Consider the following 22,820-nt stretch of genomic DNA (forward strand, 5'->3'; position numbering starts at 1 on the left):
TTTCTTCATACTCGAAACTAAGCGACTTTTTCACAACCTCTAATTATTAAAGAACCTTTTGCGAAGTTAACAATCTTTCTTTGATCAATTGGAAATTCTGTCTAAGTAGTGATAGATCTTGTGTGACTTTCAACAATAAGATACTACCCTGGATTTCAGCAATCAACGCTTTGGCTTGACGGTCTGCCTCTGCATCGGACAGTTTTTCTTCAGAAAGTGCCAAGATATTTTGTTTCGTATACTTGACCCATTGATTGACTAATTCTAGTAGCAATAGACGGAATTCTTCATCCACTGTACTCAACTCAATAATTAAATTCCCCACAGGACAGCCATGATAAGTGATTTGTGCCTCATGATCAGCGAAAATCCAATCCAACATTTCTTCTAGTGCTTCTTCTGGCTGTTTTCCAGCATTTAAGATGTCTTCAAACAACTCTGTCTGCCACACGTCCATATGCGCATGGATCACCGCTAGACAAACTTCTTTTTTTGAAGAAAAGTAATAATAAAATTGCCCTTTCCCCGTATCAGAAGCTGCTAGAATATCCCGGATTGACGTTTCATGATAGCCTTTTTTATAAATAAGATCTTTGGTCGCTTCCAAGATCTTTTCCTTTGTTTTCAATGATATTCTCCTTTTTCATCTCTCATAGTCCTATATTATACAATAAATTCATCATTTTATCTTCCTAATCGTTTAAAAAAAGACTGTGCCAAATTATCTGACACAGCCCTCACTATAAAACTGTTCTCTTGTAGCTAGATGTTCATTGATTCAAGAACTGCGAGGACAAAAGCAGTTCCTATCTTATGATAGTTGCTCTAATACTTCCTCTGTTGTCATCACTTGATCTGCAATAAAACCAAAATTCGTCAACGCTGCATCCATTGCTTCTTGGCCAGGAGCACCAATTGCATCTGTCGCTACCACAACATTGAATCCACTCTCTACCAATTCACGCATATGGGAATCGCTACACAAGTTTCCATTCATTCCACCAAGAATTACTGTGTCGATTCCATTTTTTCTCAATTGAAGCGCTAAGTCGTTGCTTTCTGGTCCAAAGATTTTATGAGGAGAGCTGATAATCGTATTTTCATCCAAATATGGTTTCAATTCTTCGATAAAATCGGCTCCTGAACCTTCTTCCACTGGTTCATATTGACTTTTTCTAGCAAACATCTGCTGCTCAAGCATCATATGTTCTCCTGCACCGCCAAATTGCCATTTATGGTCATGTGGATAAAAATAATGAGGAGAAATAAAGAGTTTGTATCCTTTTTCTTTTGATTGTTTCACCATTTCAATCATATTTTCGATCGTATTGTATTTTTCTAAGATATCTTTTGTCAAACCAAAGCCACCGCCTGCTGGTTTCAAGAACTCGACTTGCGGGTCAGTTAGAACTACTGCTGTATTTTTGTTGTTGAACATGATAAATTCTCCATTCGTTATTTATTTTAATACATCATTTAGAGCTTCACTCATTGTTGGATGAGAATAGATTTGATCTCTCAATAACGTATAAGGAAGTTTTCCATTCATAGCTAGCGAAATCAAGTTGATGACTTCATGAGAATCTTCCGCATAAATACTTGCACCTAGAATCAAGTCAGTTTCAGGATCAACTAAAACTTTGAATACCCCTTTAGGATCTTCTAATACTTGTGCTTTAGGAACACCGCTTGTCATATACTTGAATAATTTGTAATTGACGCCTTGAGCTTTGGCTTGTTTTTCTGTTAATCCTACATTGGATAAAGTTGGAGTGATAAATACACTGTAAGACACAGCTTTCCGGTTATTCGTTGTTCGTGTATTCTCGCCTTTCAACTGATCCATGATAATTCGATAATCATCTAGAGAGATATAAGTGAACTGCAGTCCGCCTTTGACGTCTCCAATCGCCCAAATGTTTTCCGCATCTGTACGAAGGTATTCATCTACAGCGATTGCTCCGCGATCGGTCAGTTTAACATCTGTATTTTCTAATCCAAGAGAAGCTGTATTAGCTTTTCGGCCAGTTGCTGCTAAAACTTTAGATGCTTCAATCGTTACTTTTTGACCATCTTCTGTAAAGGTAACGGCAGCTGTTGATTCTTGGTCTGCTACTTCATCGACAGTCACACCTAAGTGGAACTCGATCCCTGCATTCGTCAAATCTTCTAAAATCATTTGTGCGATGTCTTCATCTTCACGAGGAAGAAATTCAGGATGGGCATCAAGAACGATAACTTTAGATCCGTATTCATTGAACATTGATGCAAATTCCAGACCAATATATCCAGCCCCAATGATCACTAATTTTTCCGGTAATTGTTCCTGATCCATTGCTTGCGTAGAATCAATCAAGTAGCGACTTGTATTCAATCCTTTGATTGGTAAAATGATTGGTTCAGAACCAGTATTGATGAAAATCCGTTCGCCTTCAACAATTACTTTTTCACCATTATTCGTCACTTCGATTTGATGGTTAGAAAGAAAACGTGCGGTACCGTCCATCACTGTCCCAGTCGCCTCATCGCTGATCATATGATAATTTTTGGCGCGAAGCATGCCCGTCAATTTTTCTTTCCGAGCAACAGCCTCTGTAAAATCGATTCCTCTTTCTCCATTGAATATCAATGATTTAGAAGGAATACAGCCGATGTTGATACATGTTCCGCCATACATACGTGTTGACTTTTCAACGACTAAAACCGATTCGCCTTTTGAAGCTAACGCCTTCGCTAAAGTCTTACCGCCCTTTCCAAAACCGATCACAATATTTTGATATTTTTCCATCCTTTTTCCCTCGCTTCTTTTTTACCTACCGATTGGTACAAAAATATGATAACCGATAATCGTCTATTTTCCAAATCATCTGCTTTGTTTGTCAAAAAAACCAGACAAAAAGCGGTCCTTTCACGTTTTTAGTCTGGTTCGATTTCCTTTATTCTTCTAAACAATCGTTACTTCTACATCGATATTTCCTCTAGTTGCTTTGGAGTAAGGGCAGAATTCATGCGCATCTTCTGCAATTTTTTGGGCTTCTTCTTCGCTGATGCCATCGATATGCACTTCTAATACTACACCGATCTGATAGCCGCCATCATCTAAATTATAAAGAGAGACACGTGCTTTTACTGTGGACTCTGCTGTCATTCCTGCTTCTTTGATCATATGTTGTACCGCCCCATTGAAACAAGAAGCATAACCTGCTGCAAATAATTGTTCTGGATTTGTTCCTTCTGCATGGATTCCCGGAGGAGTGATTTTCATATGCATCGAGCCATTGGGTGCCTCGACCTCTCCATTGCGCCCGCCATGGTTGATCATTGCTGTTTCGTATGCTTTTTTCATTGTACTGCTCCTTTCGATTGACCATTTGCTACTTGCTATAATTATAGTGTATGACAAGTAAGGCGCTTTCTACAAAAATTCTGCTTATTCAAATACCAGAATACCGTCTTCTACTATTTTTCCAAAAAACAAAAAGATGCCACTCGTGAACAACAGGGTCATATTCGTTCCAAAATAAATAGCAATCTTTTCTAAATAATCTTTTATATGATTGATTTTGAGATACATATATACCAGAAAGTTGACCCCATAGACCAATACTGTTAAAAAAATAACCATATTCGTTACCATTTTTTTCCTCCTTTTGCTGGCCACCCTACCAGCACTCGGTTTAACCTTACCACTTTTTTTGTTGTCCAAGCAACTACCTTTCAAGAAGATTGGTTTATTCTGCTGATAATGATTCAAGATCAGAAAAATGTCCGAATAAGTTTGCTAGTTTTTCTAACACTAGCTGGTTCTTTCCGCTCTCGTCATTTTCTATCTGCAATACTAACAACGGCTCATGTAAGCTTAAGCGAACCAAAAACCAACCGCTTCCATAAGGTTCTTGCAGATTATACCGAATACCTTCTTCATTTGCCGGGTCGAAGTTCATCCCTTTTTCTTCTTCCAACAGTCGCTTCATTTCTTCTAATATCTTGTTTCCTTGTTCGCGTGGTTCATCACTGAACAATTTTAGTCGGATTTCTTGTACTTCTACAGGCTGTTTCAACTCTTTGATTTGTTCATCCAATGTGATACCTTTTCTTTTTAATTCTGGCAAAAGCATCAGGATCTTCGCGATGACGTATGCACCATCATCCAGAAAATAATTTTCCTTGAATGCAGCGTGACCGCTTGTTTCGATGGCTAGCTGTGTATCTTTCCCAAGACGATTAAGTTCTAATGCTTTATTGATTACATTTCGATAGCCGGAAATATAACGAATTTGGGTACCTCCTTTTTCTTCAATGAATTTTTGTAGATGAGAAGAAGTAGGCGAATTCGTTACGATCCTTGTCCCTGGATGCTCTTTTAATACGATCGTACTTAATACTGCGATCAAATTATTTCGATTGATGACTGTTCCAGAAGCACTGACCACAGCTGAACGATCCACATCTGTGTCAAAAATGATTCCAAGATCTGCTTCATTTGCTAAAACAGCCTGCTTGATACTTTCCATCGCTTCTTTGTTATCAGGGTTGGGGATGTGATTAGGAAATCGACCATCTGGTTCCAAAAATTGAGATCCTGTTGTATCAGCGCCTAAGCTATTCAATACTTTTTCAGCAAAAAATCCTCCAGCACCATTTCCAGCATCCACGATGATTTTCCAACCTTTTAGTGGTTTGTCATCTTGTGTTCCCATCCCTTTTTTGATTTTTGTGACTAAATCTTGCGCATAAGGTGTCAAAAGGTCTGCATTTTCCACACTTCCTGCTTGTTCACTGTTTATTTTTTGCTGCTGTGACAGGATATAAGCAATATCTTCTTTTTCTGCCCCTCCTTCTGAGGTGAAAAATTTTATTCCGTTGTAATAATAGGGAAGATGGCTAGCAGTCAGCATGACCGCAGCGTCGCATGAGAATTGTTCAAATTGAGTGGACATAAACATAGCTGGCGTAGTAGCCAATTCGAAATCAATGACATGTATCCCTTGTTCTTTCAGACTTTGGATCAACGCCTCTTTTAGTGCTGGTCCGCTGATCCTACTGTCATGACCAATCCCAATCGTCCATTTTCTAGTTGGATTAGTTGATTTCTTCTTTTTCTTTAGCCAGTTTGCTAGTCCCCAGCCGATCTTTTCTACCCTGTCTGTCGTCAAATTGACTTCATGACCTTCAACTGGTAATGCAATCCCTCGAATATCCGATCCATTTTGTAGCGCTTTCATATCTTCCATATAAAAGTCCTCCTCATCTATTCCCTCATTTTTTCTAATTTTTCCGCAAATCGCTGTGCTTCTTCTTCTGAGCGGCAAATAATAATGAATGTATCTACACCTGCCATCGTTCCAACAACTTCGGGATAAGCAACTTCGTCTAACCAATTCGTTACCACATCAGCGCCATTTCGTTCAGTCAATACGATAACCATGAATTGAACAGACTGTATACGTAAAACCTCACGCCTAATTGCCGTACGCAAACGTTCTTCATTTAAAGAAACAGATGGTTGGTTAAATAATGTATAGCGTACTATTTTATTTTCATCTTGGCTTTTTACTAACTTCATTTCTCTGATGTCTCGAGAAATCGTAGCTTGAGTCACATCGGCACCTGCTTCATGCAACCGTGTAAGCAGCTCTTCCTGTGTCCCAATCGGTTGTTCTGTAATCATTTGGCGGATCAATGCTTGTCGCTGTTTCTTTTTCATATTAGACACCTCTCAATATTGATTATAGCAAAAGAAAAGTAATATTTCTTCTTATTTTGGTATTTTTTACTTTTATTTTTCGGTTTTATTCAGGTTGCTATCTTTTTTCTATTTTGACACGCAAAATCGTCTTCATTTTTTCAGGTGCAGATTTTCGTGGATCGCTGATATAGATTTCTTTGTGTTCTTTAGAAGTTCTTTGATACCCTTCTTCTGCAATGAATGCTTCTAATTTCTCAAAGGATTCTGGTTCTTCATCATAGGAACCAATGTGTAAGATTTGGGCACAAAGACCTTCTTCCATCTTTCCGAATGCTACTTGTTCTCTCAAGTCTTCCGGAAGTTTGCTCAGAGAACGCTGAATGGCTTCTTGGGCTATCGCTTCTGTAACAAAGTCAGGCTGTCGGATCATCAATTGATAAGAAAAATGTTCTTTTTTCATCACTGGTTCATGCAAATACTTTTCTTGCAGTCCCCATTGTCCTTCCAATGGATAGACAGTATACATCTGATAATCAGGAATCAGCCAATTTTTTTTAGGCGACATGCGTATTGCATAGCTGACTGCATATAGACAGGCTACTCTTTGTTTAAAGCCTTCCTGATTCGGGTCGCCGATCCCTCTGATGCTAAAGAATGGTTTTTTAGGAACCTCTAGTATTTGCGGGCTTTTTTCATACTATAGCTCTTGTCTTTACGCCATTCGATTTTTTCCATTTTTCTTCCTCCGCGAAATTCCATTTAGTTATTTATTATCATACCTCTTTTTAAGTGACTTGGCTAATCGTGTTGACACTATTTTTCAGTTTGTGCTAGAATAAGTTAAGTAAATAAATCGTACAGATAACACGTTTCGGCGTGTCGAGAGAGAGGCGGTTTCTATTTTTATAATAGAAATCACTCTCTTTTTTTACGAAATTTTTTAGAGGTGATGTAAATGACAAAACAAAAACAGCTGCTTTTAGTACCTGCAGTAATTGCAACAGGGATGATGTCTTTTGCGGGCGTATTGATCGAGACGGCCATGAATGTAACTTTCCCAACTCTTATCAGACAGTTTGATTTAACGACCGCACAAGTCCAATGGGTAACAACGATTTATCTTTTGATGATTTCGATCATTGTTCCGCTGTCTACTTATTTGAATCGCAATTTTAGTCTCAAAAAACTCTTTTTAGCTTCAAATCTGCTTTTCTTGGCAGGTATAATGATCGATTTCTTCTCTCCTACCTTCATGGTTCTATTGTTTGGTCGATTGCTCCAAGGGGCAGCAACAGGTATCGCTCTTCCGTTGATGTTCCATATTATCTTGACATTTGCCCCCCTCAATCGACGAGGCGCGATGATGGGTGTCGGTACTTTGACAACGGCCATTGCTCCAGCGATTGGACCCACTTACGGAGGCATTATGACTTCACATTTTACATGGAATCATATTTTCCTGTTTCTTGTGCCCATTTTGCTCCTTTCTTTGATTATCGGCTGGTTTGCTATTCCCGAGATGGCAGTACAAAAAAGTGGTTATTTGGATTGGTGGAGCGTTTTAGGAATCTTTCTTTTGTTTAGTGGAAGTCTGACATTTTTGAGTACGTTGGGAACACTTTCTAGTTGGATTGCTTTGATCATCGGCGGGATCGGCTGGTTCCTATTTTACTATCGAAGTAAAAAAGTGGAACATCCGCTGATTCGGCTGTCCATTCTTTCAAATAAAACATTCCGTTTGTTTTTGATTGGCTTCTTGGTTTATCAGTTTTTATTACTTGGTGTGTCTTTTGTCTTACCGAATTTCCTTCAGATCGTTCAAGGAAGCAGTCCTTTTGTCGCTGGATTAGCCATGCTTCCCGGTGCAGCGGTTGGTGCTTTGCTTTCTCCTTTTTCTGGTAAAATGCTGGATCAATATGGACCGAAGAAGCCAATTTTTGCTGGACTGATCCTTTCTTTGATTGGTTGGTTAGCATTATTCCTGCTTATCGGACACGCTTCATTGGGTGTATTGATTGCCTGTCATGTTTTTTATATGGTCGGTATCGGTTTGTCTTACAGCAATATGATGACGACTGGAATGAATGCGCTGAATGAAGAACTGCAAGGAGACGGGAATGCAATGTTCAATACCTTGCAACAGTTTTCTGGTGCTGTGGCTACTTCATTAGTAGCGGTTATCATCAATTATGTTCAGCATCATACTTCCCATAATTACGAAGTGTCTACTACATTAGGATCAAAAGCGGCGTTGGGCGTCTTATTGCTGTTGCTTCTTATCAGCTTTGCTCGATTCGTCTATTCTCTGTTTTTTGCTAAAAAAGCGTAGTTTCCATATACGGCAGGTGTTGCATCTGCCGTTTTTTTGTGTGAAAATGGTTGTTTGTAAAAGGAGGCTTTTTTATGGAAAAAATTGCCATTATCGGTGGCGGGATCATTGGTATGACTCTAGCCAATTACTTGGATACATCAACATTCGATGTTGCTTTGTTTGATGAAGGGACAGGACAGGCAACGAAAGCAAGCGCTGGGATCATCTCCCCTTGGTTGTCAAAACGCAGAAACAAACAATGGTATCGTCTGGCTAAAGACGGCGCTGCTTTTTTCCCTAAACTCATAAAAGATTTCCAACTTGATCAAACGATTTATGCACAATCAGGGACACTTTTGCTTCGGCCTGAACAAGATTTAGCTGAATTAGCTATTCTTGCGGAGAAACGAAAAGAAGAAGCGCCAGAAATTGGAAATATCGAATGGCTTTCACCTGAACAGACGTCCCAAGCTCTTCCGTTATTGAAGCCAGCAGTTTCACTACGCATCAGTGGTGGTGGTCGTCTGGATGGAAAAGCATATTTAGAACATCTTGGTCAGCGTTTAGTACAAAAACAAATCGAGCAGATCCAGGCAAAAGTCACCTTGCATAAGAAGAACGATTCTTGGCTCGTCAAGGGACCGTTTGGAGAATACACAGCTGACCGCGTAATCTTGACACCTGGTCCTGCACTTAAGCCTCTATTGAAAAAATTAGGCTATTCTGCAGATATACGTCCGCAAAAAGGGCAGCTCTTAGCATTTCAGACATCTTATAAGATGAGTCAAGACTGGCCTGTTGCTATGCTTGACGGAGAAGCTGATTTCATTCCTTTCATGGATGGAAAGATCCTTTTAGGTGCTACCCATGAGAACGATCAAGGATGGGATTTGGCTCCTACTAGCGAAGCTTATGAGGGATTGACTAAGAGTGCAGAACAGTTCTTGGCTGATCCAGATCAGATAAAAAATTGGTCCTACGAGTTCCGTGTAGGCACCCGTGCTTATACGTCAGATTTTTCCCCATTCTTCGGCGTATTGCCAGATGACCCAAGTCTACTGGCTGCTAGCGGTCTAGGCTCTTCTGGTTTGACGACAGGCCCTTATATCGGCTATCTATTAGCCAACTTCTTAAATACTGGTCATTGGCCTACGGAAGATTATCAAAAGGACATCTCCACCTATATTACGAAAAATCCATCATAGAAAAACAGCTTTTTCAAGTAAGGATCCCGAGCGATATTGCGCATGGATTACTTCTTGAAAAAGCTGTTATTTTAGTTCAATTTCTGAATCAAATTCTCCAAACTTTCTTTTGCTTCATCTGGCAAGAGATCTTTTCCTATCTGAGCTTCAATGAATCGTAAACGACTATCAAGTCGTTGTTTCACCAGATTTTTATAGGACGTATCCTCAAAAGAAACAGGAAAATCTGGTATAGGTAAATAGTGGATGTCTTCAAACGGACCAAACGACTTGAATTCTGCCGTTTGTTGCACGATTCTTTCAACGATTGACAATGTCGTTTCAGGTTTGATTTTTTTATCATCGAAATATCCAGTATTCAAGACATAGCAGGCTGTTTGCTGTTTCAAAAACAACTCTCGAAAAGCTTGATAGTCTTCCCTAAGAGGATAGACACGGAAAGGATTAGCAAATGGTTCAATGACTAGCTCATCTAGCTGTCTTTTTGTAGTGATATTTTCCGCGTCTGATCGTTTTGTTGCTAATGTTGCACCAAAAGACGCTGCTAAAACCGGGTCATTGATCTTGATAATTGGCGGAAGTGAATCATCTTTCATGATCCAAAAAACAGCATCGATCTTTTCGCTAAGATGATCGACTCGGTCTGGTGTCGCATAACGTGATTTGACTGTCCGCCCATTTCCGTTTCGTATATCTCCTGTCACTAGGACTTTTTCACCCTTACTCGTACATGTCACGCCCACATTCTGACAAGTAAGGAAAGAAGAAATGGCCGGATCATCAGACGGATAGTCTTGTGTTTTATCAAAGTAAGAAGGTTCCAAGGCAGTAGCAAAACCATTTTTTCTAGAAATAACAAAAGCATCGTCATGTAGGATCGTAACAGAGTACCCTTCCGAATGTTTTGCTAAGGTGATCGTTGATTTTCCAGAACCGGACAACCCAAATACAGCCATCGTATAAGTCTGATCATTACTAGTATATTGTTTCATCCCGCCATGGCAGGCAATAAAACCATTGCGATTCCCCAATGCCCAAGCAAGCGTCAAAGTCGCTTTTTTTAATTCCCCAAAGTAATGTAATCCTAGCACAGCAGCTGTATTATGGAGAGAATCAAATAAAACGAGTCCATTGGGAAAGGCTTCATGCGTCCATTCGGGATCACAAAAGATATAAAGATCTCCCTCATCAAAGGACGCAGATTTTTGATAAGTAGCCAGGGTCTTCGCATTCGCTGGCTGAAAATTCAGTATATAAGAATACAGATTGTTCTCAAATCCTTCTGGAATCAACAAATGACTTTGTACAGAAAATTCTTCAGATAGACCAACGATTACTTTTGTATGATAAAATTGTCGCTTTCGACTTTGATACACGGCTTCTCTCAAGATCTTCTCGTATTTACTTTGCTCCTTGCCCAAGTCCTCAAAGATACGCCGAGCACTTGCTGTTCTTCCTACAATACTCCCATCATTGAATACTAGTGTCCTAGCATCAGCTGGTAAATCTAGTTCTTCAGCATGTGAGACCGTTAAATCTGTGATGATCGTTCCTGGACTCCCTTTTGCTAGTTGATAAGCTGTCTTCCTGTCAAAAACTTCTTGAACATTATTACCGTAGAATGCCGTTTCAATAATGGATCGAATACTGGATAACAGTGGATTTTCACTTGTGATTTCCTCTAATTCGAGACTCTCTTTTGTACTCATCGCTCCTCCTCCTCCCCTAAACAAAAAAGCGGTTTCTTTATTATACATTATCCGAGTTTTTATTTGTACTGCTGTGCAGAGGGAAACAAATCATTTATTTTTCATAAAAAAAACCGAGAACTTGAATAAACAAGACTCTCGGTTTCATCATTTTTCTTTTATCGGCTTAGTACCAACCGTTTGCTAACCAGAATGTTTTAGCAGCATCCCATGAACCATAACGAGATGTTACGTATTGTTCTGCTACACGTTCTTGATTGGCAGCTGAATAGTCGCCGTTTAAGTATGAAGCATCTAATTGGTAACGGCCAATGTAACGTCCGTTAGTAGCTGTGTATGAACCGCCTGATTCTTTTTGTGCGATCCATTCTTTTGCAGAGCTTGAAGTTGGCGCCGTTGCAGCAGCTGGGGCAGCAGGAGCTACTTCAACTGTTTCAACAGGTGCAACGTATGTATGTTCTTGCGTTGCTGTTTCAGTTGTAGATGCTGTATTTTCTGTTGTGTTGCTTTCTGTTGTTGCTGAAGAATCATTTGAAGTTGGGATTGTTAATTGTTCACCAACATAAATGCGGTTGATGTCTGCAATTGAATTCTTTTCAGCAATTGCATCGATCATTGAGTTGTCTCCTGCAAATTTTTGTGAAATCTTAGATAATGAATCACCTGATTTTACTGTGTAAACTTCATCAGCGTGAGCATTTGTAGTTCCTACAAACATTGCAGTAGCACCAGCAGCAAAAGTTGTACCTAAAACAATTTTCTTAAATGAATTCATATTAAACTCCTTTTTTCTCCGTTTTTTATTCTTTCGACGCTATTAACTTTATCATTTAGAAATATTTCATAGGTAAAATAATCATGACATTTAATGACAAAATGACGAATTATTTAATATTTGTAACATTTGAACAAAAACTTTTTTGATGTAAAACCATCAGATCGTTGTTATATAAGCAAAGTAATCGTTTTTCTATGTTTTTTTATTTTTGAATGAAAAACATCTTTTCTGTAATATTTACTGCAATAATCCATAAAAAAAAGCAAAAAAATGTTTGATTTTTATCAAATCCTCTTAAAAAAACGTAAAAAATACAAAAAAACCAGTAATTGTTACAACAATTACTGGACAAAAACAATGAATAATGCTTACTATTTTTTTATTTTAACTTTCTCCGCAATAATTTTTGTGCATGTTCTAGTTCATTTATGACGACTTCTTCCGATTCTTTAGCTAATGTTTCATCTAATACATCAAGCCATTTTTCTGGCTCTTTTGTTCCTAGACGTCCAATAGCCCAAGCTGCTGTTCCTCTGATGACAGGGCGGACATCCGTTAAACATTCTGAAATCTCAGGCAATGCCGTTCGATCTCCTAGATTAGCTAAAGCAATCAATGCGTTTCTCTGCAAAGGTTTTTTTCCACGCCACGAACCGGCTAAATGCCCAAATTGCTGCTTGAAGTCTTTATTCGACATCGACAGCATCGGCTTTAATTTTGGATATACTTCATCTATTTTTGGTTCCATCTCTTCATGAAAATGAAAATCTTTTCCTTGATTGTAAGGGCAGACTAACTGGCAGATATCGCATCCATAAATGACATTTCGCATTTTTTTCCGATATTCTTCGGGCATCATCCCTTTTGTCTGCGTTTGATAAGATAAACATCGCTGTGCATTCATTCTGCCATCACCAAGCAATGCTTTCGTCGGACAAGCAGTCACACAGCGCATACAGTCACCGCAACCAAACTCTCCTGGTTTATCCGGCTCAAATACGATATTAGTGACGATCTCACCAAGATAGACAAATGAACCGAACTCTTCGGTGATCAACAATCCGTTTCGGCCGATAAATCCTAATCCAGCTCGCTGTGCTACAGCGACATCGATCAGTTCCCCAGTGTCTACTTGCGGAGCTAGACGCCATTCCTCTTCTTTTTGCCATTTTTCTGCTCTTGTTTGGATGAATTCGATCAATCGATTTAATCGGTCTCTCAGTATATCATGATAGTCGATCCCCCATGAGGCACGAGCAAATTGCCCTCGTTTTTCATCCCTAGGTACTTCTTCATGGATTCTAGTAGGATACGCAAGAGCAATGGAAATGATTGATTTTGGCTGATCAAATGTCATTTCTGGATAAAGACGCTCATCGATATTTGGGTGTTCGAAACCAGAAGTGTGGCCGGCTGCTTTTTGCTCTTCCAACGATTCTTTTAATGAATCAAAAGGCTCCGCCGTCGTAAACCCGATCTTGTCAATTCCTAATCGTTTGCTTTCTTGTATGATTTCTTCTTTTAATGTCATGGTCTTCCTCGCTTGCTGTTAACGGCTGTATAATCCATAATATAGTTTTTCTTTTTTCAGTTGGACAAACTGGATCTGCTGATCAGCAATCTTCTTTTCTTCCATCCATTTTTTTCTTGCAGCAAATACTTCCCAATAATTTGTCGAAATCAATTTTCTTTTGTTATCCAATGCGTTGAAAAAATTCAAAGAAACTGGTTTTGTACTTAACAATTCATGGAGTCTTACCTCTTCCCAAGGTGAAAACTCAGACAGATCACGGGAATACAGTACTTCTTCATAGAGATTTTTTTGCTGCGTATACGTGAATGTTTGCGGGATCTTCCCGGGTCTGGCAATTTCTACTAGACGGTTATAAAACATATTCATTAATTTGCTGTTGGCAATAAATTGACTTTTATAATAGGCCGACTGGATCTTTTTGATTACTCCTTCTGCTTTGATTACTGAAAACAAAGCAGGCCATGCTTTGACGGTTATTTCGTCGTTTTGTTTAACTAATACGCCAGGTGTGAAGCCGACTGGAGAAAGGAACACAAAATAACCGATACCGGTATTTTCATCTAAAGGCTGAAATTCATCAAACAACCATTTGCCTATGTACAGCTCTTCATCTGGTTCTGTTGTCTCGTTTTGATTTGCTATGAATAATTTAGCTAATTCTGCTTCAAGAAATTGAAGGTCTTGATCCTTGTCGGTATTTTCTTGCTGGCTAATCAATCGAAATACTTCTTCTTTAATCGTATATTTATCTTTACGTGTAAAATTCATAGCCACACCTTCCTTCCTTACTCTAACTATAACGGAATTTTCTCAAAAAGGGTATCTGTACGCCGAAAAACATCATAATTTTTTTCCGGTTTCTTGTAAAAAAACGCAAGGTCCGCTCCTTAAGCCAGACCTTGCGTTTTTCAGCTCTCTTTTGTTTGGGATAAACCTTCATGGATTGTTTCGATGTTCCATTTCATCATCTGATAGTAAGAATCTCCTTGTTCTCCTTCTTTGGCTATAGAATCAGTGAACAATTTATCATAAATTTCCAAACCCGTTTCTTTTGCTACTCGCTCCATACTTCTTGGATCTACACTGGTTTCCACGAATAAAACTGGCACTTCTTTTTCTCTTACCTGATCAATAATTGCTTTCATTTGGTCAGGCGTGCCTTGGCTTTCTGTATTGATTTCCCATATATATGCTGCTGGCAAATCATAAGCCCTTGAAAAGTATTTGAATGCTCCTTCACTTGTTACTAATAATTTTTTGTTCTCTTCGATAGAAGCAAAACTTTCCTTCGCTTGTGTATCTAATTCTTTTAGTTTTTCCACATATGTTTCTGCATTTCGCTTATAATGTGTCGCATTTTCTGCATCTTTTTCAGAGAATATACGTGCGATTTCCTGCACATATTTTATTCCGTTAGATAGGTCTAGCCAAGCATGAGGATCCGCTTTTGTATGTTCTTCACCGCTAGTTAAATAAAGAGGTTCTACATTTTTGCTAACTGCAAAATAATCTTTTCCTTCTTCTTTCTTAGCTGTTTCCATCAAGTTATCGAACCAGCTGTTACCTGTTTCAAGATTCAATCCGTTGTATAAAATGACATCTGCGTCGCTTGCCTTTTTGATGTCTTCTGGTAGTACTTCATATTCATGCGGATCTGTTCCGACTGGTACGATACTGTGGATATCTATTTTATCTGTTCCGACCTCTTTTGCCATATCTGCCAAGATCGAATTGGTTGCCACGACTGACAGCTTTTCTTTACTTACTTCGTCTGCTTGATCTGAAGTTTGCTTTCCGCAGCCAACTAACGCTAATAAACTAATTGCCAGGATCAAAAAGAGTGATTTCTTTGTTTTCATCTATCTGCTTCCTTTCTGAAATAAAATTCCTTTTGTTGGTGAGAATAAAAAAGCAAGGATAAAAAATGCGGTACATGCTAAAACAATCGTGGCTCCTGATGGCCAATTGTAACTATAACTGAAAAATACGCCGACAACGGCACTGAACATACCGATCCCTGCAGCCGTGATAATCATTTTCAATAAATGGTTCGTCAACAAGTAAGCTGTGGCAGCTGGTGTGATCAACATGGCAATCACCAAGATCGTTCCCACCGTCTGCAAACTAACTACAGCGACTAATGTCAAAAAGAACATCAAAAGATAATGGATCAGTGACGTATTCAGCCCATAAGCTTTTGCCATTGTTGGATCGAATGATGTGATCTTCAATTCTTTATAAAAGAAAAAAACAAATATCAAGACGATTCCGCTGACTAGTGCTGTCAGCAGCAGATCGCTCTCCCTAACAGCTAAGACATTCCCAAATAAAATATGATACAGGTCTGTCGCACTTTGAGCATATGAAATCAAGATGATCCCCAATGCAAAAAACGAACTAAAGACAATCCCGATCGCTGTATCATTTTTCAATCGGCTCCGCTGTGTCACGAAACCAATCACCGCTGCTGTCAACATCCCAAAAGCAGTGGCTCCAAAAATGTAACTAAAACCAAACATATAAGAAATGGCTACACCTGGAAGAACTGCGTGAGAGATAGCATCTCCCATCAAAGACATCCCACGTAAAATAATAAAGGAACCGATGACTCCAGAAGCCAGTCCTACAAGCATGGAAGTGACCAAAGCATATTGTAGAAATTGATAATTCATCAATCCATCAATAAAAGATTGGATCATTTTTTCTCTCCTCCTTTTACTAAATGTCCGATGATCTCACCATAGGCCAGTTGAAGATTCTTTGATGTAAAGACTTCTTGTACTGGACCAGAAGCGATCAGCTGTTTATTTAAAAGAACCACTTCATCGAAATATTCTTCTACTTTATGAAGATCATGATGGACGATCAGAATCGTTTTTCCTGAATTCTTCAACTCTTGCAAGATGTCAAAGATTTTTCGTTCACTCAATGCATCGATTCCTACGAATGGTTCATCTAAAAAGATCCACTCTGCACCTTGAGCTAGAGCTCGTGCAATAAAAACTCTCTGAAGCTGACCACCCGATAGTTCGCTGATTTGTCTTTTGGCATAGTCTTCCATCCCTACTTTTTTTAATGCTTGTCTTGCTCGTTCTTTTTCTTTTTTCCCGGGCCGCTGTCCGATTCGTAAAGATGGATATGTCCCTAAAAGTACAACGCCTAACACATCGATTGGAAAGGAAAGATCCAATTCGCTTCGCTGCTCCACATAGGCTATTTTTTTACAGACTGATTTTACTGGCTGTCCTGAAAAAGTGACTTTACCAGTAGAAGCTGGTATCAACTCTAGCAATGCTTTCATGAATGTTGATTTTCCTGCGCCATTTGGTCCGATGATACCAGTGATTTTTTGTGGCTTTATTGTTAAATTGATGGTTTTCAAAACAGTTTTCCCTTGATAAGCGGCTGAAAGGTCTTGAATTGCAATGGCCGTTCGTTCCAAATCCTACACTCCTTTTTAGGTTTCCCTAACTTTTTATTTAAATATAGTTTAACTAAAAAGGAAAGCATTTACAAGTAGAAAGATGAAAAAGTTTTTTTCGAATTTTCCTCGCATTTTATGAAAATTTTCTGTAGAATCACATCAAGAGTTCAATAAGGTTAACCTAAAAATAATACAACTATCTATTGAAACGTTTAATTATTTTTCCTGTTGACTCAACAACGAAAGGAGTTTTTGTATGGAAGAAGAAAAGTTAACTCGAAGTCTTAGTGCCCGTCATATCCAAATGATCGCACTAGGTGGAACGATCGGCGTCGGTCTGTTTATGGGTGCCTCCTCAACCATACGCTGGACAGGACCCTCAGTGATGGGAGCTTATGCGATTGCAGGATTCTTTTTGTATTTGATTATGCGTGCTTTAGGCGAAATGCTTTACGTCGATCCTTCGACTGGTTCTTTTGCAAACTACGCGAGCGAGTACATCCATCCTGTGGCTGGCTACTTGACCGCTTGGAGTAATATTTTTCAATATATTGTCGTAGGGATAAGTGAAGTAATCGCTGTAGGATCTTATATGAATTATTGGTGGCCCAATCTGCCAGCAATTATTCCCGGCATCATTGTCGTCTTATTTCTTATGCTGGCAAATCTTATTTCTGTCAAAGCGTTTGGCGAATTAGAATTTTGGTTTTCGATCATCAAAGTCATAACAATCATTTTGATGATCATTGCAGGTCTTGGGGTGATTTTATTTGGATTTGGTAATCATGGCCAGGCGGTAGGGATCTCAAATCTTTGGAAAAACGGTGGATTCTTCACTGGCGGTGTCAAAGGCTTTTTCTTTGCGTTATCGATCGTCGTTGCTTCCTATCAAGGGATCGAACTGATCGGAATGACTGCTGGCGAAGCAGAGAATCCTAAAAAGACGATCATTGAAGCTGTTCAATCCACTATCGGTCGAATCTTGATTTTTTATATTGGTGCCATTTTTATCATCGTGAGTATTTATCCGTGGAATCAATTGAGTGAGATTGGCTCGCCTTTTGTCCAAACTTTTTCTAAAATCGGCATTACATTTGCTGCAGGGTTGATCAATTTTGTCGTGATTACAGCGGCATTATCAGGTTGCAATTCAGGCATTTTCAGTGCAAGCCGTATGGTCTATACACTTGCGATGAATGGAAAGATGTCTAAAAAGTTTCTGAAATTATCTCGTCATGGTGCGCCTTTTTACCCTGTCGTAGCCATCTCAGGCGGAATCTTGATTGGTTTGATCTTAAACTATCTTCTGCCAATGTTCATCAACCAGTCCGAAAATATCTTTGTCTTCGTATACAGTTCAAGTATTTTACCTGGTATGGTTCCTTGGGTGGTGATTTTGATCAGTGAGATTCGCTTCAAAAAGACTCACGCAGATAAAATGCATGATCATCCTTTTAAAATGCCGCTGTCTCCTTACACGAATTATGCGACACTTGCTTTTTTAGCTATCGTGTTGATTTTCATGTTTATCAATCCTGAAACAAGGATTTCTTTGATCATTGGTCTCGTTTTCTTGCTTTACATGACGATCCATTACTTTATACGTGAAAAAAGAACCGCCAAATAAAAAGAACGAAGCTTCCATCAAGGGAGTCTTCGTTCTTTTTATTGCTTTTATCAATTCAATTTTAGTGTCTCACCGGGAGTCAGGAAATAATCGTCCATACTCATCCCATTCAGTGACAAAATCGTTTCTACTGGTACGCCAGTTCGTTCGGCTATTTGATTTGGGCCTTCTCCTTCCAAAACAACAGTTGTCGCAGCCTGTGACGTCGTACTGCTAGTAGTCGTTTCAGTGTTTTCTGTTGTGTCTTGCGTTGTTCGAGCTTGCATTCCAGAAGCTTCTGTTGATTCTATCGTCTCAGACTCAGAAGATGCTGTTTCTTGTGTGCTTGTTGACTCTGCTTGAAGAGAAGCGCTCGTCTGCAAATATATGTCGGAAATCTTAGCGACATGATTCGTATAGTTAGCCGATAGCTGATTGATCAAGGTATCTAAGGCTACACCGTCTTTATTATCTGCTGACTGATACGCTGCACGTAACTTCCCGATCCCTTCGTCGGAGATAGCTTGGAGCTCACGTGCTTTTTGGTTAGCAACTGCGGATAAACCAGCTATGCCCTCCTGATTTCCCTGGATTTCTGTTTGGTATTCTTCAATCAACACAGGCGTCTTTTCTTCCATCTTTTTCGAATAATCATTGACGATTGCTTGGAGTTGCTCTGACAAATCATCTGCTGTTTTTTCTTCAGCAGTTTGTGTTTCTTTTGTTTCAGTCGATGCCTCACTTGTTTGTTTCGCATCTGTTTTCTTTGTCGTTGTTTCCGTTACGGTCGTGCTTTTTGCATCTGACGAATTTTTCCCGTGAAAATACAGCCCCGCTATTCCTCCTACTATGATCAAAAAAACGGCAACTGCTGCCCCAATCATGATCATCCGCTTACGTGCTGCCTGTTTTTGCTGTCTTCTTCGGGTCATCCGAACATTTTCTCCCCACTCATTTTCATCATACATTTTTTTCACCACCAATTTTTATGTATAACAGCGTTATCAAACGCTTCATATTCTTATTGTAGCAAATAATTGTCATTGTGCACATTTTTATCCTTGTTATTTATAAGAAAATTTCACCAGTTGAGATGATTCCAAGATTGTCCGTCGATTTCTCCTTGCAACTGTGTTGTTCGTTCATCTATCTCAGCCATCAGTTTCTTTATCTCATATAAGAGTGCACGGTCTTGATATTCTGATTTTTCACTTAATTCATCTAATTGTTGGATCAACCATTCATTTGTCATAATGAAGTTCCTTTCATTTCTTGCAGTGTAAAGGTCAAGTCTTCGATTTGCTCTTTTGCGTCAGTCAGTGCTTCTATGATATATGTTTGTTTGTCCGAATCTTCTTCCTGCATTTTCTGATTTCCCTGTACTCTTTGAATAAACCAGTCAATCCGTTGAGTAAGCGATGGCTTCCCTTCCAATGAGAGATACTGCTGATAAGCAATTAGCTTCTCCCAACGTTTTTCTTGGGATAAATACATAAATTGTGCTAAAACGAATGGCGGAAGATAGGTCATATGGAATTTGTTTGCGATTCGCTGATATGGTCTCAAAAATTCGGAGATCGTATATTCTTCTTTCCCTCCAGCTTGGTATTCCTTTTCCGCCACACCTGTTGTCAATACGATGCCTAATTCTTTTCCTTCTAATACATGTGCTGCTTGTTCCAAAACATTATCTTGCCAAATTTTTAAATGAGCAGGGGAACTATACCAGTAAAATGGAAACTGGAAAATGATTCGATCATGCTGTGCCAGAAGCTGTAGCTCAGCCTTTACATCTATCTTTCCATCTGGATAACTTGATTCTAAATGATGCCAAGTAACGGATAAACCGGAAGAAGCTTCTTTGAAAAATTGCTGATTCAGAGATTCCTCCATCGTTGGATGGCTGATGATGATAAGTGTACGCATCCCTTCTCCTCCTTTTTTAGTCTTCGTTTTACAGTGTAGCATAACCGCCACAAGTTTCTTTTGCCGATGCTTGTCCTTTTGTCCAAGCAAATTAGGTCGTCCAAGAGACTGCAGTTTGTTTTTCCAACTGTTTTTTCAAAGTATCCAAAGCAATATTCTTGAAATTTTCGTTTTTCATCCGTTTACGATAGTTCGTAGCCGTTTCTCCGGTACTTTTTTTGAACATTCGGCTAAATACGACTAGACTATTGAACCCTACTTGATAGGCAATGCTTTCCACGGATTCATCCGTCAGGGAAAGAAGAAACGCCCCTCGATTAATCCGTACCCCGATCAAATATTCCTTGATACTGGTACCCATATGATTTTTGAATACTCGTGACAAGTGACTCCGGTTGACAGCTAAATGCTGGGCAATTTCCTCAACAGATAAATTTTCCGCATAATGTGCCTCGATGTATTTGACTGTCTCAACAGCTAAGGAGGAATGAACTTTTTGTACGCCACCGCTGATCTTTCCGCCGTCTTTTAAAAGGACTGATAAAAAACGGTAGGTTAGTGCTGTTAACTGTAATTCATTTTCCAAGGTTTCTTCCGTATCTTTCATGCATTCTAAAATAATGTCGATATATTTTTGTATATCGGAAGAGACCATCGTGTACTGGTCTTCTCTGAAAAGCGACTGCCGGATGATTTCTTCTGCCGCATGTCCACCGAAAGAAAGCCAGCAATACATCCATGGATCTTCTCCATCTGATAAGTAAAATGTCGAGTCTCCTGGACGAATCAAGAATAGATCTCCTTTTTTCAATTGAAACTGTTGATTTTTCACATGATAAGATCCTTTGCCTTCCATCACGACGTGTAAGATGTAATCATTGCGAATAGCAGGACCAAAAGAATGAAACGGCATCGTTTTAGAGAAGCCGCAAAAATCAAAATACAATTCTTTTTCTACTTGTTGATGTTCCTTTTTTAAAAAAATCGATTGCTCCATTTCTTCCCCTCCTTACTTCTTTAGTATAATGCAACAAAAAGTTAAATAAAAGTCACAGAAATATATTAAAAAGGAAGCGATTTCTTGTTAAGTTTAAGTCATTAAAAGATCTTTGTTATTCGTTGTAACCGGTTTACTTAGTATTATATATTGAACAGGAGAGGAATACAGATTATGAAAAGCAAAATGATCCAACGTATGTCCTACGCTTTAGGCGCTTTTGGACACGACACATTCTATGTTACATTAAGCACTTATTTTATGGTATTCGTGACAAGCCAGATGTTTGCAGGAACAGATAAGGCAACGAATGCAAAAATGATTGCTACAGTTACAAGCTTAGTTGTAGGTATTCGCTTAGTTGAAATTATTTTTGATCCTTTAATTGGTGGCGTTATTGATAATACCCGTACAAAATATGGCAAATTCAAACCATGGTTAGTTATCGGTGGTATTGTTAGTTCTGTACTCTTGGTAGCAATCTTTACCAATTTCTTTGGCTTAGCTACTCATAATACGACTTTATTTATCATATTATTTGCAATCGTTTTCATCTTGTTGGATAGTTTTTATTCATTCAAGGATATCGCTTTTTGGTCAATGATTCCTGCTTTGAGCACGGAAACAAAGGAACGTGAAAAATTTGCTACGTTTGCTCGTTTCGGCTCTTCTCTAGGTGCAAATGGTACTACACTAGTCGTTGTCCCTATCGTTACTTTCTTTACCTATCTTGTTACTCATAAACATATTGAAGGCGCTTCAGGTTGGTTCTGGTTCGGTGTGATTGCCGCTGTTATTTCAGGCGGTACTGCGATTATCACTGCCTTGGGAACAAAAGAAGTCGATACTGCGATCCGTCAACAAAATGAAAAAGCCGGAATCAAAGATGTGTTCAAAGCAGTTGCTCAAAACGATCAATTGATGTGGCTTGCCCTTGCTTATATCGCTTATGCGATTGCTAATGTAGCAACGACTGCCGTATTGTTCTACTTCTTCAAATATGTACTTGGCCAACCAACTGAATTTTGGATTGTTGGTCTAGTTGCTGCCTTACTTGGTTTAATAGCTGTCCCATTATTCCCAATGCTTACACGCGTCATCTCTCGTCGCTATGTTTACCTTGGCGGGATTGCAATGATGATTTCTTCCTACTTTTTCTTTACGATCGCAGGTTCAAGTTTGCCAATCGTTATCATCGGGTTAGTATTGTTCTACTTCCCTCAACAATTGATTTTCTTATCCGCTTTGATGACAATCACAGACTCTGTTGAATATGGCCAATGGAAAAATGGTATCCGTAATGAAGCCGTTACTCTCTCTATTCGTCCTTTACTAGATAAAATCGCTGGTGCTTTGTCTAACGGGATCGTAGGGTTTGTCGCTATCGCTTCTGGGATGACTGGTAATGCTACTGCTGCTGATATCACTGCTCATGGCGTAACGACTTTCAAAGCTTATGCATTCTATGCTCCTGCTGCTTTGATGATTTTCTCCGCTATTATTTTTGCTTGGAAGATTACATTGACAGAGAAAAAACATGCACAAATCGTTGAGGAATTAGAAAACAAATTGGCTCCAGCTGATACAATGGAAGATGAACTTCACGATGCAGTAGTTCCTTCACATTAAGAAAGGATCTTG

The 22,820-nt window shown here is 39.1% G+C and carries 22 protein-coding genes and 1 pseudogene; 4 read left to right on the forward strand and 19 right to left on the reverse strand.

Annotated features, from left to right (window positions below; all coding sequences use genetic code 11):
- Positions 1-46: 46 nt before the first annotated feature.
- The 8 genes and pseudogenes from HMPREF2961_RS10515 to HMPREF2961_RS10550 form a co-directional block, all read right to left on the reverse strand.
- Positions 47-628 (reverse strand): TetR/AcrR family transcriptional regulator, encoded by a 582-nt coding sequence (locus HMPREF2961_RS10515; RefSeq protein ID WP_002314525.1) that lies wholly within the window; start codon positions 626-628, stop codon positions 47-49.
- Between the two features lie 183 nt (positions 629-811).
- Complete coding sequence (locus HMPREF2961_RS10520; protein ID WP_002314524.1) at positions 812-1,438, reverse strand: cysteine hydrolase family protein; 627 nt, start codon at positions 1,436-1,438, stop codon at positions 812-814.
- A 21-nt stretch (positions 1,439-1,459) separates the two neighbouring features.
- On the reverse strand, positions 1,460-2,788 hold the full coding sequence (locus HMPREF2961_RS10525) for an FAD-dependent oxidoreductase (protein ID WP_002314523.1): 1,329 nt from the start codon (positions 2,786-2,788) through the stop codon (positions 1,460-1,462).
- A gap of 156 nt (positions 2,789-2,944) precedes the next feature.
- Entirely contained in the window at positions 2,945-3,346 is a 402-nt protein-coding gene (locus HMPREF2961_RS10530; RefSeq protein ID WP_002286825.1) for an organic hydroperoxide resistance protein, read from the reverse strand.
- 84 nt (positions 3,347-3,430) lie between these two features.
- Positions 3,431-3,637, reverse strand: coding sequence for a hypothetical protein (locus tag HMPREF2961_RS10535; RefSeq protein WP_002308156.1), 207 nt, complete (start codon positions 3,635-3,637; stop codon positions 3,431-3,433).
- 94 nt (positions 3,638-3,731) lie between these two features.
- Positions 3,732-5,234, reverse strand: a complete 1,503-nt coding sequence (locus HMPREF2961_RS10540; protein WP_002314522.1) for a phosphohexomutase domain-containing protein — start codon at positions 5,232-5,234, stop codon at positions 3,732-3,734.
- Positions 5,235-5,251: 17 nt separating this feature from the next.
- Entirely contained in the window at positions 5,252-5,707 is a 456-nt protein-coding gene (locus HMPREF2961_RS10545; RefSeq protein ID WP_002314521.1) for an arginine repressor, read from the reverse strand.
- Between the two features lie 97 nt (positions 5,708-5,804).
- Positions 5,805-6,424: pseudogene (locus HMPREF2961_RS10550) on the reverse strand (GyrI-like domain-containing protein).
- A 220-nt stretch (positions 6,425-6,644) separates the two neighbouring features.
- Between HMPREF2961_RS10550 and HMPREF2961_RS10555 the strand changes: the two are divergent.
- Together HMPREF2961_RS10555 and HMPREF2961_RS10560 are read left to right on the forward strand one after the other, a co-directional pair.
- Complete coding sequence (locus HMPREF2961_RS10555) at positions 6,645-8,018, forward strand: MFS transporter (protein WP_002314519.1); 1,374 nt, start codon at positions 6,645-6,647, stop codon at positions 8,016-8,018.
- Between the two features lie 74 nt (positions 8,019-8,092).
- A complete protein-coding gene (locus tag HMPREF2961_RS10560) occupies positions 8,093-9,205 on the forward strand; it encodes an NAD(P)/FAD-dependent oxidoreductase (protein ID WP_002314518.1) in 1,113 nt (370 codons plus the stop codon).
- Positions 9,206-9,276: 71 nt separating this feature from the next.
- On the opposite strand, the gene HMPREF2961_RS10565 is transcribed toward HMPREF2961_RS10560, so the two are convergent.
- The 7 genes from HMPREF2961_RS10565 to HMPREF2961_RS10595 all read right to left on the reverse strand — a co-directional run bounded on the left by HMPREF2961_RS10565 (position 9,277) and on the right by HMPREF2961_RS10595 (position 16,668).
- Complete coding sequence (locus tag HMPREF2961_RS10565; RefSeq protein ID WP_002314517.1) at positions 9,277-10,914, reverse strand: phosphoenolpyruvate carboxykinase (ATP); 1,638 nt, start codon at positions 10,912-10,914, stop codon at positions 9,277-9,279.
- A gap of 166 nt (positions 10,915-11,080) precedes the next feature.
- Positions 11,081-11,689 (reverse strand): aggregation-promoting factor, encoded by a 609-nt coding sequence (locus tag HMPREF2961_RS10570; protein ID WP_002314516.1) that lies wholly within the window; start codon positions 11,687-11,689, stop codon positions 11,081-11,083.
- 382 nt (positions 11,690-12,071) lie between these two features.
- Positions 12,072-13,223 carry a tRNA epoxyqueuosine(34) reductase QueG gene (gene queG / locus HMPREF2961_RS10575; protein WP_002314515.1) on the reverse strand — a complete coding sequence of 384 codons (1,152 nt, stop codon included), beginning with the start codon at positions 13,221-13,223 and terminating at the stop codon, positions 12,072-12,074.
- Positions 13,224-13,241: 18 nt separating this feature from the next.
- Complete coding sequence (locus HMPREF2961_RS10580; protein WP_002286840.1) at positions 13,242-13,994, reverse strand: hypothetical protein; 753 nt, start codon at positions 13,992-13,994, stop codon at positions 13,242-13,244.
- Positions 13,995-14,134: 140 nt separating this feature from the next.
- Positions 14,135-15,085, reverse strand: a complete 951-nt coding sequence (locus HMPREF2961_RS10585) for an Mn/Fe ABC transporter substrate-binding lipoprotein EfaA (RefSeq protein ID WP_002342906.1) — start codon at positions 15,083-15,085, stop codon at positions 14,135-14,137.
- A complete protein-coding gene (locus tag HMPREF2961_RS10590) occupies positions 15,086-15,925 on the reverse strand; it encodes a metal ABC transporter permease (RefSeq protein WP_002308137.1) in 840 nt (279 codons plus the stop codon).
- A complete protein-coding gene (locus HMPREF2961_RS10595) occupies positions 15,922-16,668 on the reverse strand; it encodes a metal ABC transporter ATP-binding protein (RefSeq protein ID WP_070704750.1) in 747 nt (248 codons plus the stop codon). Before HMPREF2961_RS10595 ends, HMPREF2961_RS10590 begins: the two co-directional genes overlap by 4 nt.
- Before the next feature lie 238 nt (positions 16,669-16,906).
- On the opposite strand from HMPREF2961_RS10595, the gene HMPREF2961_RS10600 reads away from it, so the two are divergent.
- Positions 16,907-18,277: an amino acid permease gene (locus tag HMPREF2961_RS10600; protein ID WP_002314512.1), complete on the forward strand. Its 1,371-nt coding sequence runs from the start codon at positions 16,907-16,909 to the stop codon at positions 18,275-18,277.
- Between the two features lie 50 nt (positions 18,278-18,327).
- Here the strand turns inward: HMPREF2961_RS10600 and HMPREF2961_RS10605 are convergent, their stop codons facing one another.
- From HMPREF2961_RS10605 to HMPREF2961_RS10620, 4 genes are all read right to left on the reverse strand, one after another.
- Positions 18,328-19,224, reverse strand: a complete 897-nt coding sequence (locus HMPREF2961_RS10605; protein ID WP_002314511.1) for a LysM peptidoglycan-binding domain-containing protein — start codon at positions 19,222-19,224, stop codon at positions 18,328-18,330.
- Positions 19,225-19,337: 113 nt separating this feature from the next.
- The gene (locus tag HMPREF2961_RS15445; RefSeq protein WP_002314510.1) at positions 19,338-19,508 is read right to left on the reverse strand and encodes a hypothetical protein; all 171 of its coding nucleotides are present in this window, start codon (positions 19,506-19,508) and stop codon (positions 19,338-19,340) included.
- Complete coding sequence (locus HMPREF2961_RS10615; RefSeq protein ID WP_002314509.1) at positions 19,505-20,182, reverse strand: NAD(P)H-dependent oxidoreductase; 678 nt, start codon at positions 20,180-20,182, stop codon at positions 19,505-19,507. The genes HMPREF2961_RS15445 and HMPREF2961_RS10615 overlap by 4 nt, the downstream gene beginning before the upstream one ends.
- A gap of 91 nt (positions 20,183-20,273) precedes the next feature.
- Positions 20,274-21,179: an AraC family transcriptional regulator gene (locus HMPREF2961_RS10620; RefSeq protein WP_002312019.1), complete on the reverse strand. Its 906-nt coding sequence runs from the start codon at positions 21,177-21,179 to the stop codon at positions 20,274-20,276.
- A 174-nt stretch (positions 21,180-21,353) separates the two neighbouring features.
- Between HMPREF2961_RS10620 and HMPREF2961_RS10625 the strand changes: the two genes are divergently transcribed.
- The gene (locus HMPREF2961_RS10625; RefSeq protein ID WP_002336053.1) at positions 21,354-22,808 is read left to right on the forward strand and encodes a glycoside-pentoside-hexuronide (GPH):cation symporter; all 1,455 of its coding nucleotides are present in this window, start codon (positions 21,354-21,356) and stop codon (positions 22,806-22,808) included.
- The last annotated feature ends 12 nt before the right edge of the window (positions 22,809-22,820 follow it).

Origin of the sequence: Enterococcus sp. HMSC076E04 (assembly GCF_001814285.1) — a bacterium.
Lineage (GTDB): Bacteria > Bacillota > Bacilli > Lactobacillales > Enterococcaceae > Enterococcus_B > Enterococcus_B lactis.